The 15,235-nt window shown below is 68.2% G+C and carries 18 protein-coding genes and 1 pseudogene; 9 read left to right on the top strand and 10 right to left on the bottom strand.

Annotated features, from left to right (window positions below):
- Nucleotides 1–54: 54 nt before the first annotated feature.
- Nucleotides 55–513 carry a universal stress protein gene (locus tag TX76_RS08145; RefSeq protein ID WP_049901394.1) on the bottom strand — a complete coding sequence of 153 codons (459 nt, stop codon included), beginning with the start codon at nucleotides 511–513 and terminating at the stop codon, nucleotides 55–57.
- A 127-nt stretch (nucleotides 514–640) separates the two neighbouring features.
- Here TX76_RS08145 and TX76_RS08140 point away from each other — a divergent pair, with 127 nt between their 5' ends.
- On the top strand, nucleotides 641–1,285 hold the full coding sequence (locus TX76_RS08140) for a ThuA domain-containing protein (RefSeq protein WP_049901392.1): 645 nt from the start codon (nucleotides 641–643) through the stop codon (nucleotides 1,283–1,285).
- A gap of 121 nt (nucleotides 1,286–1,406) precedes the next feature.
- Complete coding sequence (locus TX76_RS08135) at nucleotides 1,407–1,766, top strand: hypothetical protein (protein WP_049901389.1); 360 nt, start codon at nucleotides 1,407–1,409, stop codon at nucleotides 1,764–1,766.
- Between the two features lie 17 nt (nucleotides 1,767–1,783).
- Here TX76_RS08135 and TX76_RS08130 read toward each other — a convergent pair whose 3' ends face one another.
- Nucleotides 1,784–1,993 (bottom strand): hypothetical protein, encoded by a 210-nt coding sequence (locus TX76_RS08130; RefSeq protein ID WP_049901387.1) that lies wholly within the window; start codon nucleotides 1,991–1,993, stop codon nucleotides 1,784–1,786.
- Nucleotides 1,994–2,077: 84 nt separating this feature from the next.
- Here TX76_RS08130 and TX76_RS08125 point away from each other — a divergent pair, with 84 nt between their 5' ends.
- The 4 genes from TX76_RS08125 (at nucleotide 2,078) to TX76_RS08110 (ending at nucleotide 5,354) form a co-directional block, all read left to right on the top strand.
- A complete protein-coding gene (locus TX76_RS08125) occupies nucleotides 2,078–3,076 on the top strand; it encodes a Gfo/Idh/MocA family protein (protein WP_049901384.1) in 999 nt (332 codons plus the stop codon).
- Nucleotides 3,073–3,345 carry a hypothetical protein gene (locus TX76_RS08120; protein WP_049901382.1) on the top strand — a complete coding sequence of 91 codons (273 nt, stop codon included), beginning with the start codon at nucleotides 3,073–3,075 and terminating at the stop codon, nucleotides 3,343–3,345. The genes TX76_RS08125 and TX76_RS08120 overlap by 4 nt, the downstream gene beginning before the upstream one ends.
- Nucleotides 3,346–3,505: 160 nt before the next feature.
- Nucleotides 3,506–4,477 (top strand): sugar phosphate isomerase/epimerase family protein, encoded by a 972-nt coding sequence (locus TX76_RS08115; RefSeq protein WP_049901379.1) that lies wholly within the window; start codon nucleotides 3,506–3,508, stop codon nucleotides 4,475–4,477.
- 145 nt (nucleotides 4,478–4,622) lie between these two features.
- Entirely contained in the window at nucleotides 4,623–5,354 is a 732-nt protein-coding gene (locus tag TX76_RS08110) for a sugar phosphate isomerase/epimerase family protein (protein WP_049901377.1), read from the top strand.
- Nucleotides 5,355–5,387: 33 nt separating this feature from the next.
- On the opposite strand, the gene TX76_RS08105 is transcribed toward TX76_RS08110, so the two are convergent.
- From TX76_RS08105 to TX76_RS08090, 4 genes are all read right to left on the bottom strand, one after another.
- The gene (locus TX76_RS08105; RefSeq protein WP_049901375.1) at nucleotides 5,388–5,633 is read right to left on the bottom strand and encodes a hypothetical protein; all 246 of its coding nucleotides are present in this window, start codon (nucleotides 5,631–5,633) and stop codon (nucleotides 5,388–5,390) included.
- 76 nt (nucleotides 5,634–5,709) lie between these two features.
- A complete protein-coding gene (locus TX76_RS08100; RefSeq protein WP_049901374.1) occupies nucleotides 5,710–6,792 on the bottom strand; it encodes a Gfo/Idh/MocA family protein in 1,083 nt (360 codons plus the stop codon).
- 58 nt (nucleotides 6,793–6,850) lie between these two features.
- Entirely contained in the window at nucleotides 6,851–7,864 is a 1,014-nt protein-coding gene (locus TX76_RS08095; protein WP_049901373.1) for a Gfo/Idh/MocA family protein, read from the bottom strand.
- A gap of 97 nt (nucleotides 7,865–7,961) precedes the next feature.
- A complete protein-coding gene (locus TX76_RS08090; protein WP_049901372.1) occupies nucleotides 7,962–8,702 on the bottom strand; it encodes a ThuA domain-containing protein in 741 nt (246 codons plus the stop codon).
- A gap of 112 nt (nucleotides 8,703–8,814) precedes the next feature.
- On the opposite strand from TX76_RS08090, the gene TX76_RS08085 reads away from it, so the two are divergent.
- Entirely contained in the window at nucleotides 8,815–9,786 is a 972-nt protein-coding gene (locus tag TX76_RS08085; RefSeq protein ID WP_049901370.1) for a formylglycine-generating enzyme family protein, read from the top strand.
- Between the two features lie 378 nt (nucleotides 9,787–10,164).
- On the opposite strand, the gene TX76_RS17555 is transcribed toward TX76_RS08085, so the two are convergent.
- Entirely contained in the window at nucleotides 10,165–10,326 is a 162-nt protein-coding gene (locus TX76_RS17555; protein WP_154019035.1) for an FAD-dependent oxidoreductase, read from the bottom strand.
- Between the two features lie 116 nt (nucleotides 10,327–10,442).
- Here TX76_RS17555 and TX76_RS08080 point away from each other — a divergent pair, with 116 nt between their 5' ends.
- On the top strand, nucleotides 10,443–11,447 hold the full coding sequence (locus TX76_RS08080; protein WP_049901546.1) for an aldo/keto reductase: 1,005 nt from the start codon (nucleotides 10,443–10,445) through the stop codon (nucleotides 11,445–11,447).
- A 623-nt stretch (nucleotides 11,448–12,070) separates the two neighbouring features.
- On the opposite strand, the gene TX76_RS18310 is transcribed toward TX76_RS08080, so the two are convergent.
- From TX76_RS18310 to TX76_RS08060, 3 genes and pseudogenes are all read right to left on the bottom strand, one after another.
- Complete coding sequence (locus TX76_RS18310) at nucleotides 12,071–12,538, bottom strand: nitrilase-related carbon-nitrogen hydrolase (RefSeq protein ID WP_049901365.1); 468 nt, start codon at nucleotides 12,536–12,538, stop codon at nucleotides 12,071–12,073.
- A 241-nt stretch (nucleotides 12,539–12,779) separates the two neighbouring features.
- Nucleotides 12,780–13,226, bottom strand: a pseudogene (locus tag TX76_RS08065) (helix-turn-helix domain-containing protein); the annotation flags it as partial.
- Between the two features lie 193 nt (nucleotides 13,227–13,419).
- Nucleotides 13,420–13,734, bottom strand: a complete 315-nt coding sequence (locus TX76_RS08060; RefSeq protein ID WP_049901360.1) for an FUN14 domain-containing protein — start codon at nucleotides 13,732–13,734, stop codon at nucleotides 13,420–13,422.
- Between the two features lie 172 nt (nucleotides 13,735–13,906).
- Here TX76_RS08060 and TX76_RS08055 point away from each other — a divergent pair, with 172 nt between their 5' ends.
- Nucleotides 13,907–15,223 carry a dicarboxylate/amino acid:cation symporter gene (locus tag TX76_RS08055; protein ID WP_049901358.1) on the top strand — a complete coding sequence of 439 codons (1,317 nt, stop codon included), beginning with the start codon at nucleotides 13,907–13,909 and terminating at the stop codon, nucleotides 15,221–15,223.
- Nucleotides 15,224–15,235: the final 12 nt, after the last annotated feature.

Raw genomic sequence — 15,235 nt, 5'->3', positions numbered from 1 at the left:
CTGGATCGAACTCCGTCCGGAGGGCGAACGGTTCGCCGACCGTCGCAGCGACGATCAGTCGGTGGTGACCGTGACCGCACCGTCGAAGTTGAGGATGACCGCCTGGGCGGTGTCGCCGAAGAGCGCCTTCCCGGTCGGCGAGCGGTGCGCACCGCGGAGGAAGACGTGATCGCAGTCGCGCTCCTCGGCCACGCTCACGATCCGGTCCGCCCATTCGGCCTCGTCGTCGATCACGCCGGAACTCTCGTGATCGACCTCGATGTCGGCGAGGGCGGTCTTCGCGGCGTCGGTGGCGGCCGCGCGGGCGTACTCGGGACCGGAGTGCGATTCGGGGGAGGTGCCCTCGACCTCCGCGATCCGTTCCAACGTCTCCATGTCGGCCTCGAACGATTCCTCGGTGGCGAGTGCGAGCACGACGAGCGATCCCCCGACGCCGGCGGCGAGCGTGCCGGCCTCGCGGAGCAGCTCGTGGTTCGGGTCGTCGGAATCGACGACGACGAGTGCGCGATCCATGCATGTCCCCATCACGTCCATCGGTATAAACGCCTAGCTCCCGGGGCCGACTCCACGGGATCGACAGGGGTGGAGGGGGGTCGTCTCACCGCCACGCTTATCCGCCGACCGATCGACGCGGAGCACGATGAACGACACCGCACCTGTTCGCGCCCTCGTGATCGGCGAAGACGCGTTCGAGTTCCACCGGTTCGGCGCGAAGTACCCACTCCTGCGGGCGTTCCTCGTGGCCGACGGCATCGCCCTCGACGGAACGACCGATCGCGCCGCGCTCGCCGATCTCGCGGGGTACGACGTCGTGGTCGACTACCTGACCGACCCGACGATGACCGACGCGGAACGCGAGGGACTGCTCGGATTCGTCCGCGACGGTGGCGGGTACGTCGGGATCCACTGTGCGGCCGACCACGAGACGTTCGCCGACCAACCGGCCGACCACTTCGAGGAGCTCGTCGGCGGCGCGTTCGTCGATCACCCCGAGCCGTGCGATCTCGACGTGCGAGTCGTCGACGCCGACCACCCGATCACCGAGGGCGTCGATCCCGCGTTCACGATTCACGACGAACCCTACGAGGTCCGATGGGACGAGTCGGTGCGTGTGCTCGCGCGGATGGCCCACCCGGAGCTCGGCGACCTGCCGGTGGCGTGGACCAAGCCCTACGGCGACGGAAGCGTGTTCTACTGTTCGCTCGGCCACACGAACGCGGCGTTCGCCCATCCCGCGGTCCAGCGCCTTCTCACGCGAGGGATCCGGTGGGCCGCGGACACGTGAGAGGGCCCTGGGATCGATCTCGCCATCGAGTGGGGCGGCCGCTGCGGGGTCGGCCAGGCGGATCACGGCTCGGGGCGACGAATCCTGTACGTCTTAAGACTCAGACTACACTACGACGATCATGGAACGATACGAGACGCGGTTCGAGGACGGGACGTACGCGATCGAGGCCGACGACGGCTGGTTCGACGTCGGCGAGATCGACGACATCCACGACCTCGTCGGCGGCGAGACGTACACCATCGAGTACGACGATCGGGCCCGGACGGCAGCGTGGCTCCGGACCGACGCGGACGGGCGGATCACGTTCGACGTTCGCGAGACTCTCGCGAGCATGACGTTCGAGCGATCGTTCGTCGAGAACGTGAAGGGTACTCCACTCGGGGAAACCGACGAGGACGGCTACCCGCTCCGCACGGTGCTGTTCGCCGACCTGATGACCGAGATCTGGGACTCGAAGGGGAACCTCGACGAGGAGTAGTCACGGCCGTCGGCCGATCACGAACCGATCGGTTCTCGATCGCGGTGTGACTGATACCGCCTCCAGCGCCCGTATCGGCTTCCCGCATCCATGTCCGCGAGGAGACGTTCGGTGGTGTAGACCGGCGGGACCGAGTAGCCCTCGACGTCGCTCATGATCTCGGTCGTGACCCACGGGTGGGCCTCGCTCGGCGGTCCCCACGCGTGGGTGTGCGTGTCGAACACCATGCTCCGGGGTGCGGCGAGGCCGACCGAGCTCTCTTCGTCGGCGAGCGGTGGGTTTAGGCCGTCGGCCTCCGTACCGTGCCGACGATGCCCGAACCACTCCGTATCGGTCTCGTCGGTGGCGGTTTCATCGGCGGCGTCGTCGGCGCACAGTTCTTCGACAACCCCGACGCGAGGGTCGCGGCGCTCGCCGACCCCAGCGAGGCCGCCCGCGAGGAGATCGCGACGCGGTTCGACCTCTCGTCGGGGGCGCTCTACACCAGCTACGGCGCGATGCTGGCGAACGAGGCGCTCGACGCCGTCTCGATCGGCACGCCGCACGCGCTGCATCACGATCAGATACTGGCCGCGCTCGACGACGACCTCCACGTGTTCTGCGACAAGCCGCTGACGGTCGATCTCGACAGCGCACGGGAGATCGCCGAGCGGACCGAGCGGAGCGATCGGACGGTGATGGTCGGCTACCAGCGCCATCTCGATCCCGCGTTCGTCGCCGGCCGCGAGCGCTGGCACGATCGGGAACCCGACTGTCTCACCGCCGAGATCACCCAGGACTGGGTGACTGCGAACGAGGGAACGTGGCGGCTCGACCCCGACACGAGCGGTGGCGGGTTCCTCTACGACACCGGCAGCCATCTCCTCGACATCGTTCTCTGGATGGTCGGGCTCGAACCGGTCTCGGTCGCGGCGGACATGTCGTTCGCCGACGACGCCGCGAGAGTCGACGAGCGCGCCCGGCTCTCGCTCGACTTCACGAACGGCGCGACCGCGACGATCACCACCCACGGCGGCGCGTGCAGCCACCAGGAGGCGATCCACGTCTGGGACGACGAGGGCGCGACGTACTTCGAGAGCAGCCAGTGGGGATCGCCCGAGGTGACCGAGATCGACGCCGCCGGCGGGCGCTACACGCCACACTACGACCGCTTCGACACGCGGACCAAGGGCGACGCGTTCGTCGAGTCGATCCGCGAGGGAACCGAGCCGCCAGCGACCGTCCGGGATGCGTTCGCCGTCACCGCGGTCACCGAGGCCGCCTACGAGTCGGCCCGAACCGGCGAGCGCGTGTCGATCGACCGTCGATGACGTGCGTGGAGGGAGCGGCGCGCGAGCGGACGATCGGTGACGGCGGAGCGGCGAGGAGCCATCGGATCGACCTCGACGTCATCGAGAGCGGCGAGTCCAGGATCGACTGGATCGAGCACCAGCGCGTCGGCGTCGTCAACGTCGAAGCCTCGACCGCCGCCCCAATGTCGTCACCGATCGTTCGCTCGCGCTCCCCGTCACGGACGCCGACGACCGTCGTGTCGGGATGTTCGTGGGCCACCGCAGGTTCTCGGCGACGTGGATCGTGATCGAAGTCGACGGCGGCGACCCTCCAGTCGGTCATCGGTCGAGCGCGACGACACGCTCCGCACGGTTGTAGTCGAGGGGGTGTCGCCGCGTGCCGAACCCACCGGACGCCGCCACCGACGTCGCCGGAACGTTTATTTGCTGACGCGATGATCCGTGTGCATGGACATCGGCGTGCTCACCGTCCCGCTGGCGGACCGATCGAAGGAAGACGCGTTCGAGTACCTCGCGGACATCGGGGTCGACGCGGTCGAGCTCGGCTGTGGCGGACTCGTCGGCGACGACCACCTTCCCCAGGACGAGTACCTCGGGAACGACGACGCCCAGGCGGACCTTCAGGACCTGCTCGACGAACACGATCTCCGGATCTCGGCGCTCGCGACCCACAACAACCCGCTCCATCCCGACGACGACCGATCGAGCGAAGCGGACGAGGACCTCCGTGGGGCGATCGAACTCGCCGGCGAGCTCGGCGTCGACGCGGTGACGTGCTTCTCTGGTCTCCCCGCGGGCGGCCCGAACGACGAGACGCCCAACTGGATCACCGCGCCGTGGCCGACCGAGCACGCCGAGATGCTCGCCTACCAGTGGGAGGAGGTCGGGATCCCCTACTGGACCGAGATCAACGACCACGCCGAGGATCACGGCGTCGACGTCGCGATCGAGATGCACCCCAACATGCTGGTGTACGAGCCCGAGGGGATGGTCCGACTCCGCGAGGCCACGGGTGAGCGGATCGGCGCGAACTACGACCCTTCCCACCTCTACTGGCAGGGCATCGACATCACCGACTCGATCCGCTATCTCGGGGAGCACGACGCGATCCATCACTTCCACGCGAAGGACACCAAAGTGTACGAGGCGAACGCGCGGACGAAGGGCGTTCTCGACACCGCACCGTACACCGAGGAGGAAGACCGCTCGTGGCTGTTCCGCTCGATCGGGTACGGCCACGGCGAGACCCACTGGAAGGACGTCGCCTCGACCCTCCGGATGGTGGGCTACGACGACGCCATGAGCATCGAACACGAGGACTCGCTCACCAGCGGTCGCGAGGGCCTCGAAAAGGCGGTCGACGTGCTCTCGCGTGCGGTGTTCGAGACCACGCCCGGCGACGCCTACTGGGCGGAGTAGGGCCGTCTACGCGGCGGCCGACCGTGACGCTCGTCGACGTCTGAGCCGGCTCGGCCGCTCGGGATCCCCGCCTTTCGGAGCGGCCGCGACGGCCCCATTCACGGGAACCCACAGACTCAACACCCGTCCCGACGAACCGCCGGGCGTGCTACCGATCGCCATCAATCTCTACAGCGTCCGTGCGCTCGACGAACCGCTTCCCGAGACGATCGACCGCGTCGCCAACGCCGGCTACGACGGCGTGCAGTTCTCGGGCGGACTCGACGGCCACGACCCCGCCGACGTCCGGAGCCGACTCGACGATCACGGCCTCGACGCCGTCGGTCCCCACGTCGGTGTCGACGCGCTCGAATCCGACCCCGACGCGACGGCCCGCACCTACCGCGACCTCGGCACCGACGCCCTCGTCGTTCCGTACCTCGGTCCCGACGCGTTCGAATCGTCCGATGCCGTCGCGTCGACCGCCGATCGGCTCTCGGGGCTCGTCGAGGCGTTCGACTCGCGCGGCTTCGATCTCCACTACCACAACCACGACCACGAGTTCGTCGACGTGGACGGCCACACTGCCTTCGAGCGGCTGTTCGACGCCGCACCGGGGCTCGGCGCGGAGATCGACGTCGGCTGGGTCGCCACGGCGGGTCACGATCCCGAAGCTCTCCTCCGGGAGTACGGCGATCGACTCTCGCTGGTTCACATGAAGGACATGCACACCCGGGACGGTGTGTTCGCGGAGATCGGCGAGGGCGACGTCGACATGGCGGCCTGTGCCGACGCTGCCCGCGAGATCGGTGCGGACTGGCTGATCTACGAACACGACGATCCCGACGATCCGGTGGAATCGATCGACACCGGCGCGTCGTTCCTCGGCTCGCTCTGATCCGGGGATCGGCCGCGGGTCGCTATCCGTCCCTCACGTCCGCCTCGTCGAGCACCGACCGGAACGCTGCCGTGGCCCGTTCGAACCCCTCGGGGCCCGAGAAACCGCTTTTCGCCCCGCCCCGTCGCTCAGGTCGAGCACGTTCGTTCCATCGATCCCTCGAAGGTCGATGTGCCCGATCCCCGGCTCACAGAGCACGTCGAGCTGGACGGTGAGCGAGTCGTCGATCTCGTCGGCGAACCCGCTGAGGACGAACTGGGCGTCCGATCGTGTCGTCATCGAACGGTGGTTCGTCGTGAGAGGGCAATGACTCTTTCGGCGAGTGCTCTCCCTCTCAAGAACCCCACGTACAGCGTCAGTCGAGCACGACGGGCGCACCCCGGTCGGCGGACTCGTAGATCGCCTCGATGACCGCGACGGCCGTGCGTGCGGCGGTCACGTCGAGGGGGTAGGGAGCGTCACCTTCGCGGGCGTCGAGGAACGCCTCGATGTTGCGAGCGTGGTTGTCGTGATCGACGTCGGTGGGGTCGGCCGCACCGCCGCTGGTCTCGCTGCCGGCGAAGCGCTCGCGCAGATCGGCGTCGCTCTCCCGTTCGTCGCGGAATTTCCATGTGCGGAGTTCGTCCTCGCGGACCGTCGCCGTGCCGTCGCGGCCGGCGAGCTGGAGGCGACGCCGCGATCCGGGGTACATCGACGTCGCGCCGAGTACCTGGCCGAGCGCACCGTTCTCGAATTCGAGAGCGGCGACCGCGGTGTCCTCGACCTCCAGTCGGTCCTCGTCGTGGGCCCGCCGCGCGGTGTAGGCGCTCACTTCCGCCACGGGGTTTTCCCCGCGCGGGAGGTCCATCGTCGCCCCGGCGAGCCAGCAGAGCGCGTCGATCGCGTGGATCGACTGGTTCATCAGCGCGCCGCCGCCGTCGAGATCCCGAGTTCCCTGCCAGCGCTCGGGCGCGTAGTAGTCGTCGTCGCGCCACCACGGAACGTGAGCGTTCGCGACGGCGAGATCGCCGAAGCGGCCCCCGGCGGCGGCCTCGTGAACCGCCCGCACCACGGGGTTGAAGCGCTGCTGGAACACGCCCCCGAGGAGGACGTCGGCCTCGTTGGCGATACGCTCCATCGCGTCGATCCGGTCGGTCGTGATCTCCAGCGGCTTCTCACAGAGGGTGTCGATCCCGTGCTCGGCGGCGAGTTCGACGCTCGAAAGGTGTGCGCCGCTCGGGGTACAGACCGTGACGACGTCCGGCGTCTCGCCCTCCAGCATCGTCGCCGCGTCCTCGTACCACGCACAGTCGAACGCCTCGGCGAAGGTTTCGCCCTTCGACTCGGCACGACACGATCCGGCGACCAGCGTCGCGCGATCGAGGCTCTCGATGGCGTTGGCGTGCATCTCCGCGGCCGCGCCGATGCCGACGACGGCGATCCGGTGATCGTCACTCATCGCCGTAGGGTTCCCCGGCGAGCGAAAAAAGCTACCGCTCGCAGCCGTTGCCCGCGGATCACTGCTCGCGGATCTCGGCGACCGCCACCGGTTCGCCACGTTCGTCCGACTCGTAGGCCGCGAGAACGACGTCGACCGCCCTCCGGGCCTCGTTCGCGGGCACCATCGGTTCGCGGCCCTCGTGGAGCGAATCGACGAACTCCTGGATCTGCGTCGTGTGGCCGACACCCCACTCCGGTCGGTCGTCGACGTCGACTGCCATCGGCCCGTCCGTGGTTTCGAACGCGTCGATCTCGTCGCGCTGCAGTCGGAGTGACCCCCTCTCGCCGGTGAGTTCGAGTGTGATCGGGTGATCCGTGTGAGCGGCCGTGGTCGCGCGGATCTGGCCGAGCGCACCCGAGCCGAGGCGAACGTCGATGACTGCGGTGTCCGGCACCTCGATGTCGCGTGCGAGCGTGTCGAGGTCGGCCGAGACGCGCTCGACGCCGCCGCCGAGCCACCCGAGCATGTCGATCCCGTGGATCGCCTGGTTCATCAACACGCCGCCGTCCATCTCGCGGGTGCCGCGCCAGTCGGCGCTGTCGTAGTACTCCTGGGAGCGGTGCCACCGGACGTCGACGGTGGCGAGCACGAGCGAGCCGAGGTCGCCCGCCGTGACGGCCTGCCTGGCACGCTGCGCGCCGGGATGGGTGCGGCGCTGGAAGATCCCCGACAGGGTGACGTCCGCCCGCTCGCAGGCCGCGATCATGCCGTTCACCCGCTCGGCCGTGACGTCGAGCGGTTTCTCACAGAGCACGTCGAGGCCGAGATCGGCACACTCCCGTACGATCGAGGAGTGCGTCCCGCTCGGCGTGCAGACGCTGACGGCGTCGATGGCTAGCTTCTCGACTGCCGCCGTCAGATCGGTGGTGCCGACGACGTCGTACGTCGCGGCGAACTCGCGGGCCGCGGCGTCGTCGAGATCGACGCCGGCGACCAGTTCGACGCCATCGGCGGCGCGGACCCCGTCGGCGTGCGTCCGCCCGATCCCCGAACAACCGACGACCGCGTAGCGGAGTGGTTCTCCCGACATCGTGTGTCTGCATACCGTGTCGTCACCACACAGAAAGCGGTTGCGGTCGGCGGTACGACACAGGCCGAGTCCGGCGGAGGGTGGGCTTGGCGAGCGGTCAGTGGACGCTGCGATCGTCGTCGGTGTCGACGTCCTCGATCGGGTCGTGGTTGCCGAAGTCGGGCGTCGGGCCGTCGTCCGGCGTGGCCCATTCGGCGGCGTTCGCGAGCACCTGCTGGATCGCGTCGTCGTGGTAGACCGGGTACGTCTCGTGACCGGGACGGAAGTAAAAGATCCGTCCGCTGCCGCGGCGGTAACAACAGCCCGACCGGAACACCTCGCCGCCCTCGAACCACGAGGTGAACACGAGTTCGTCCGGAGCCGGGATATCGAAGCGTTCGCCGTACATCTCGGCCTCGGGAACCTCGACGTACTCGTCGATCCCGTCGGCGATCGGATGACCCGGCTCCACGGTCCAGAGCCGTTCGGTCTCGGCGGCCTCACGCCACTTGAGCGAGCAGGTGGTTCCCATCAGCTTCCGAAAGATCTTCGAGTAGTGCGCGGAGTGCATCACGATCAGTCCCATCCCGTCGAGGACCCGCTCGTGGACCCGGTCGATGATCTCCTCGTCGACCTCGTCGTGGGCGGCGTGGCCCCACCACGTCAGCACGTCGGTGTCGTCGAGGATATCTTCGGTGAGCCCGTGTTCGGGCTCGTCGAGCGTCGCCGTCCGGGTGTCGAAGCCGTGTGATTCGAGCGCCTCGGCGACGACGGTGTGGATCCCGTCGGGGTACACCTCGGCGACGGTGTCGTTCTCCTGCTCGTGTCGGAACTCGTTCCAGACTGTGACGGTCGTCATATCTCCCCATCCGCCGTTCGGCGGTTAAGCGTTCGGGTCACCGTCGTCGCGCCCGGCGTCACAGGGGGCGTCGGTGAAACGCTTTTGTCCCGCCTCGGGCTACGGCTCGGCAATGACCGACGACACCCCGGATCGGTGCTGTGCCGCCTCCCGGTCGGATGGCGCGTCCGGCCGGAGTCAGGCAGCCGGACGGTCGAGGTCCGGCGTGGAGCGAAACGAAGCCGAGCCGTCGTCGCGGATGGTCGAAGTCCCGGCGGGGGAGTTCCGGATGGGCACCGACAGCGACGTCGGATTCCCGGCCGACGGCGAGGGGCCCACCCGTGACGTCTACCTCGACGCCTTCCACATCGACAGACACGCCGTGACCAACGCCGAGTTCCTCCAGTTCGTGCGGGACACGGGCTACACCACCGAAACGGAGGAGTTCGGCTGGGCGTTCGTCTTCGAGGACTTCGTCGCGCCGGCGGACGAGGAGCACGTCATGCAGTCGGTCGACGCCGCGCCGTGGTGGGTGGCGATCGAGGGGGCGAACTGGCTCCGGCCCGACGGCCCCGCCTCGTCGATCACCGATCGGCTGAAACACCCCGTCACGCAGGTCTCGTGGGCCGACGCACAGGCCTACGCCGAGTGGGCGGGCAAGCGCCTCCCGACCGAGGCCGAGTGGGAGAAGGCTGCTCGCGGCGGTTTGGTGGGAAAACGCTACCCGTGGGGCGACGAGCTGACGCCCGACGGCGAGCACCGCTGCAACATCTGGCAGGGCGAGTTCCCCGAGCACAACACCGGAGCCGACGGGTATCGTGGCACTGCGCCGGTCGACGCGTTCGCCCAGAACGAATACGACCTCCACAGCGTCTCGGGCAACGTCTGGGAGTGGTGTGCGGACTGGTTCAGCCCCGATCACCACGTCGACGGCCCGCGAGAGAACCCGACCGGCCCCGAGAACGGCGATGCGCGGGTGATGCGCGGCGGGTCGTACCTCTGTCACCGGTCGTGGTGCAACCGATACCGGGTCGCCGCCCGGAGCAAGAACACCCCCGACAGCGCCACCGGGAACATCGGATTTCGGCTCGCGATGGACGCCTGAGCGGCCATCGATCGACGGTCGCTCTTGGCGAACTGTCGCCGAGAACGGTACCGTCGGGGAGAACGAAACGTTCGACAGGAGCGACCCCTCTGACACGGGCTTCGCGTCCAGCGTCGGGTTCGGTCCGGCAAGTGATAGCGACGATGGCGGCAGGTCGATACCTGCGCGATCAGCCAGGGGAACCGCGAGGGCGAGGGCAGCGTCGGCGAGACCCACCTCGACGCCTACGAGAACGTCCGTGACGGTGGGCGACCCCCACGACCTCGAGATGTCGATGACGATCGAGCGCGACGACACGACGGTCTTCGAGGGATCGGCCTCGACGAGCGAGATGGTGCGGACCTGCGAGGAACTGGTCGAGCACTTCCGGCGGTGCAACTACGTCCCCGAGACCACCGCCCCTCTCACGGGAACGTCGATCATCCCGCCGAGGTGGTCGCCATCGGCCACGGGCACGGTGTCCCGGCCCTCCCGAGCGGCCCTGACTGCGGCGGCGATGTCGCCAGGCGTCCCGCCCCAGACGGCGATCGAGCACGTCATACCGACCTCTCTGCCGAGTCGACCTGAAACCCACCGTCCGGGACGCACTCTCGATGGTCGGGATCGACGACTGCCGCGTGGCTGTGATTTATGTCGACGGCGTCCGACCCCGGAACATGGATCGACGAGAGCTCGGGGACACGGGGCGGGCGGTCACGGAGATCGGTCTCGGGACGTGGACGATGGGCGGCAGCTGGGGTGACGTCGACCGAGAGGACTGCGAGAACGCGATCCGGGCGGCCCTGGATTCGGGAACGAACTTCATCGACACCGCCGACGTCTACGGCGGCGGTCGTGCCGAGGAGATCGTCGCGGACGTGCTCGCCGAAGAAGATCCCGACGAGGAGATCCACGTCGCCACCAAGGCCGGACGGGGGCTCTCGCCCCACGAGGCCGACCAGTACACCCACGAGAACCTCGAAGCCGCGGTCGACGAGAGCCGCGAGCGCCTCGGCGTCGAGTCGCTCGATCTCCTCCAGCTTCACTGCCCGCCGACCGAGACCTACTACCAGCCCGAGACGTTCGAGGCGCTCGCGGCACTGGAGGGTGCGGGCAAGATCGACTCGTACGGCGTCAGTGTCGAGAAGTGTGAAGAGGCGCTGAAGGCCATCGAGTACCCCGGTGTCGAAACAGTACAACTCATCTTCAACGCCTTCCGCCAGCGGCCCGCGGAGCTGTTCTTCGAGGAGGCGAAACGCCGAGACGTCGGCGTGATCGTTCGCGTCCCGCTCGCGTCGGGACTCCTCGCGGACGCGTTCGACGCCGACACGGAGATCGCGGAGGGTGACCACCGCAAGGCCGCTGCCGAGGGTGGCGTCGCCGACGGCGTCGGCGGCAAGGGCGGCGAGACGTTCGCGGGCGTTCCGTTCGAGGAGGGGCTCCGAGCCGTCGAGGAGCTCCGACCGCTGGTGCCCGAGGACGCGACGATGGCCCAGTACGCGCTCCGGTGGCTCCTCGACTTCGACGCCGTGACGACCGTGATTCCCGGTTCGACGTCGCCCGAGCACGTCCGCGACAACGCCGCCGCGGCCGACCTCGACCCGCTCAGCCACCGCGAGCACGGTGCGGTGCGCGATATCTACGAAGAGTACGTCGCCGAGCACGTCCACCACCGGTGGTAGATCCCCGTTGATTCCGGAATCGACACGCGAACGGTCGTCCACTCGGTTTCGCCGCTTTCCACGAAACCCGCTCACGAACCCGTCGTCGGTCCGATCCGATTTTGCATGCAGATGCTCGTCGGGTGCGTCCTCGCCGGGTTCGACGCCGAGGGCGATCGCGTGTCGACTGCTGGGACGCCGACTGCGGAACCGTCGTTCGTGAGCGGTTGTTCGTCTCGCCCCTCGAACGGAACCGATAAGCGGCGGTTCGGGACCGACGGCGGATTCGAAATCGCCAGGCTCCCCGCCCGAAAACAGCGCTGTCTTCCCGATCGGTAAGCGGTGAGCCGATCGCTGTTCCAACACAAACGGATTCTGTGGTATGTGTGCGTAGAATCGATTGGAGAAATCCCGGAATCGGATATCAAACGGCAGTCGTTGCTGGACGGACTTCCGACAGGGTGACTCGGTACGAGCGATCGACACCGGCCTTCAACGTGTTTCCGTCGGACGTTTCCGATCGCGACAGTATCGATCGCCACCGACAGGAGCAGCGGTGGATCGAGCCGAGACAGTTTCAGTCGAACCGATGAAGTGCAGCGATTTCAGTAGCGGTGGAAAAATCATCATCTGTTTTATGTTCTTTAGAGGTCGTGGACTGCATCGACGACCGCTTCCACGGTCTCGATCGGGACCTCGTGTTCGGCTGCGATCGCTTCGACATCGGCGGGCGATAGCTCGTATCTCCCCGCCATCGCCTCGTCCTCGACGTGGAAGCTGTTCTTCTGGAGTTCGACCACGAGATCGGTCCAGCGCGGGATCGAGACGCTGCCGCGCCAGTACGGGTAGCCGGGGAAGTACGTCTCGGGGAACACCACGAGATCCGCGCCCTCGCGACCGGCTCGCTCGATCCACTCGCACGTCCTGTCGAGGGTCGCTTCCTTGTCGTGATACACTGGCTCGACCTGTGCCGCCGCGAGCGTGAACGTCTCTGCCGGCATGATCGAGGCACTCGTCCGACCGAGGTAGGTGTTTCCCCGCACGCGCTGCGGCGACGCCACGACGATCCCGTGGGTGTTCGTCGGCCACGACGCGATACGGGCCACCCGCATCGAACGCGACGTCTTCGAGTCGAGACGCGGTCGAACGGGCGACCGACGGCGACACGTCGGTCCGAGTAAGTCTGCAGAACTAATCGCACCGGCCGAGACAAGCACTACGACGAACGTCCCGTCGCGAACGCACGCGATGGCTCGATTCGGACCGACGACAGTTCGGGCCAGACGGGCGCTACGGCGTCCACCGGCCGCTACCGCGTCCGTCGGACGCCCCATCGCCGCTCGATCCTGTTCCGGCGGGCGGTTGCGGCGGCTTGCGGTACTCGAGCCCGGCCTCCTTCATCAGCCGGCGACAGCTCGGCTCGGAGTACTCGACGCCGAACGCGTCGCGAACGAACCGGCCGACGAGCGCCGGCGTCCACGCCGGTTCGTCGTAGCCGACCTCGGTCGGGGGCTCGTGGAGCGCGGTTTCGAACGCCTCGCGCTGCTCCGCGGTGAGCTTCCGCGGCCGGCCGGACCGCGGTGCGTCGGTGACGGCCTGGTCCAGCGGCCCGTCGTCGAGGCGCTTGAGCCAGCTGTAGATCGTGCGCCGCTGGACGCCGTACCACTCGGCGAGCTCGGTCTGCGTGACGCCGTTCTTGTAGGCGATCGCCGCGGTGAGTCGCTGGGCCGGCTTCGCGTCGTCCACCTCGTCGAGCGCGTCCTGCAGTCGTTCGATCGGGATTTCGTCGAGATGATCCATGGCCTACCTCCGTACTCCGGGTAAAAAATTCTGCCGACAGCCGCCGCCGAAACGTCCCCGGAGTCCGAACGCGTCGCTACGAGGACCGAACCCTGGTCGAACGAACGGCTCGCCGTTCCGTGGCGATTCGAGAAGTGGATCGGATACCGTACGGAACGCCGATGGTCGATCGCCGGTCGCGGAACGTCGGGGCTCAGGCCCGCCTGAACCCGAGGAAGAACCCCCCGACGAACCCCGCCCCGACGGGCAGCGTCGTGCCGAGCGCCGTGAGCCACGGCGGAACCGTCTGGAGGTGCTGCTGTGCGCCCGCGAGCGCGTGGTCGAGTGCCTGCCACTGGACGTCGAGGACGCCCTGGTGGTCGAGATACGTGACCACCGCCAGCTGTAGTCCGACGATCGCGACGGCGATCTTGGCCAGCTTCTTCGCGGCGAACCCGGTGACACCGCCCGCGAGCGCGCTCCCGCCGAACGCCGTGCCGAGATTGCCGAGCGCGGTTTCGAACCCCATCACGTGTCTTCGTCCCCTCCGTTGTGGCGGGGATACTTATAATCCGCCGTTCGAGAGGGTGCGGTGCGACCACCGGGAACGATTCGACAGCTCGGGCCGCTGCGTCAGAGATGGCGGCGGATTCCGACGTGACCGACAGCGGTTGGTGTCCGGCTCGCCAAACACGGGTATAGTGAATTCGGCACCCGTCCGTCGTGCAGCAAGCGCGTACCGCTCGGTCCCCATCGTCTACCGCATCGCCGCCGGGTTCGTTCTCGGCGCGATCGTCGGGCTGGTCGTCGGCGAACCGGCGACCCGGCTCCAGCCGCTCGGGGATCTCTTCCTCTCGCTGCTCAACATGCTCGTCGTCCCGCTGGTCGTGTTCACGCTGCTCGCCGGCATGGAGCGCCTCTCGCCCGCGCGGCTCGGTCGCGTCGGTGGCACGGTCGTCGGACTGTACGTGGTGACGACCGCGATCGCGGCGACCATCGGCCTCGCGGTCGCGAACCTGCTCCAGCCGGGAGCCGGCCAGGAGTTCGTCCCCGGCGAGGCCGAGTCGGCGAGCGCACCCTCGATCGCCGAGGTCGTGCTCGGGATCGTGCCAGACAACCCGATCGGGGCGATGGCGGAGGGCGATCTCCTCTCGATCATCTTCTTCGTCGTGGTGTTCGGGCTCGGCCTCGCGTGGGTCCGGGATCGGACCGACGACGAGCGGGTGCGGGCGGGGAGCGAGACGTTCTTCGAGTTCGTCGACGCCGGCACGGAGGCGCTGTTCGCGATCGTCTGGGGCGTGATGGAGTACGGCGTCCTCGGCGTGTTCGCGCTGACGGCGGCGTCGCTTGCGACCAACGGGATCGCGGGGATCGTCTCGCTCGCGTCGCTGGTCGGCGTGGTCGCGCTCGGGATCGCGATCCACATCGGCGTGACCTACCTCGGACTCATCACCGCGGGGCTGCTCGGCCAGTCGCCGATCGCCTTCCTCTCGGGCGCGAAGGACGCGATGGTGACCGCGTTCTCGATCCGGTCGTCGAGCGGCACGCTCCCGGTGACGATTGCCGACGCCCGCGACAATCTCGCGGTCGACGAGTCGGTGTACGGGTTCTCCCTCCCGCTGGGCGCGACGATCAACATGGACGGCGCGGCGATCCGCCAGGCCGTCACGGCAGTCTTCGCGGCCAACGTCGTCGGCGTTTCGCTCGGGATCGGCGAGCAGGTGACGGTGCTCGCGACGGTCGTGCTCGTCAGTATCGGCACCGCGGGCGTCCCCGGTGCCGGGCTCATCATGCTCACGATCATCCTCAATGCGCTCGGGCTCCCCCTGACCGTCGTGGGCTTCGTCGCCGCCGTCGACCCGATCCTCGGTCGGATCGCCACGACGAACAACGTGACCGGCGATCTCGCGGTGACGGCGCTCGCGGCGAAGTACAACGACGCCATCGACTTCTCCAAGGGTGTGTGGGTCGGCAGCCGGTCGTCGCCGGATGCAGCCGCCTCCAGCGCGAACGACTGAGACCGTTCCGGC

Source organism: Halococcus agarilyticus, assembly GCF_000334895.1.
GTDB lineage: Archaea > Halobacteriota > Halobacteria > Halobacteriales > Halococcaceae > Halococcus > Halococcus agarilyticus.
This window is presented reverse-complemented; position numbering and strand designations above follow the sequence as displayed.

Excerpts from the sequence above, each read along its gene's own strand:
- TX76_RS08145 (WP_049901394.1), bottom strand. The coding sequence starts at position 513 with ATGGATCGCGCACTCGTCGTCGTCGATTCCGACGACCCGAACCACGAG.
- TX76_RS08140 (WP_049901392.1), top strand. The coding sequence starts at position 641 with ATGAACGACACCGCACCTGTTCGCGCCCTCGTGATCGGCGAAGACGCG.
- TX76_RS08135 (WP_049901389.1), top strand. The coding sequence starts at position 1,407 with ATGGAACGATACGAGACGCGGTTCGAGGACGGGACGTACGCGATCGAG.
- TX76_RS08130 (WP_049901387.1), bottom strand. The coding sequence starts at position 1,993 with ATGGTGTTCGACACGCACACCCACGCGTGGGGACCGCCGAGCGAGGCC.
- TX76_RS08125 (WP_049901384.1), top strand. The coding sequence starts at position 2,078 with ATGCCCGAACCACTCCGTATCGGTCTCGTCGGTGGCGGTTTCATCGGC.
- TX76_RS08120 (WP_049901382.1), top strand. The coding sequence starts at position 3,073 with ATGACGTGCGTGGAGGGAGCGGCGCGCGAGCGGACGATCGGTGACGGC.
- TX76_RS08115 (WP_049901379.1), top strand. The coding sequence starts at position 3,506 with ATGGACATCGGCGTGCTCACCGTCCCGCTGGCGGACCGATCGAAGGAA.
- TX76_RS08105 (WP_049901375.1), bottom strand. The coding sequence starts at position 5,633 with ATGACGACACGATCGGACGCCCAGTTCGTCCTCAGCGGGTTCGCCGAC.
- TX76_RS08100 (WP_049901374.1), bottom strand. The coding sequence starts at position 6,792 with ATGAGTGACGATCACCGGATCGCCGTCGTCGGCATCGGCGCGGCCGCG.
- TX76_RS08095 (WP_049901373.1), bottom strand. The coding sequence starts at position 7,864 with ATGTCGGGAGAACCACTCCGCTACGCGGTCGTCGGTTGTTCGGGGATC.
- TX76_RS08090 (WP_049901372.1), bottom strand. The coding sequence starts at position 8,702 with ATGACGACCGTCACAGTCTGGAACGAGTTCCGACACGAGCAGGAGAAC.
- TX76_RS08085 (WP_049901370.1), top strand. The coding sequence starts at position 8,815 with ATGACCGACGACACCCCGGATCGGTGCTGTGCCGCCTCCCGGTCGGAT.
- TX76_RS17555 (WP_154019035.1), bottom strand. The coding sequence starts at position 10,326 with ATGACGTGCTCGATCGCCGTCTGGGGCGGGACGCCTGGCGACATCGCC.
- TX76_RS08080 (WP_049901546.1), top strand. The coding sequence starts at position 10,443 with ATGGATCGACGAGAGCTCGGGGACACGGGGCGGGCGGTCACGGAGATC.
- TX76_RS18310 (WP_049901365.1), bottom strand. The coding sequence starts at position 12,538 with ATGCGGGTGGCCCGTATCGCGTCGTGGCCGACGAACACCCACGGGATC.
- TX76_RS08060 (WP_049901360.1), bottom strand. The coding sequence starts at position 13,734 with ATGGGGTTCGAAACCGCGCTCGGCAATCTCGGCACGGCGTTCGGCGGG.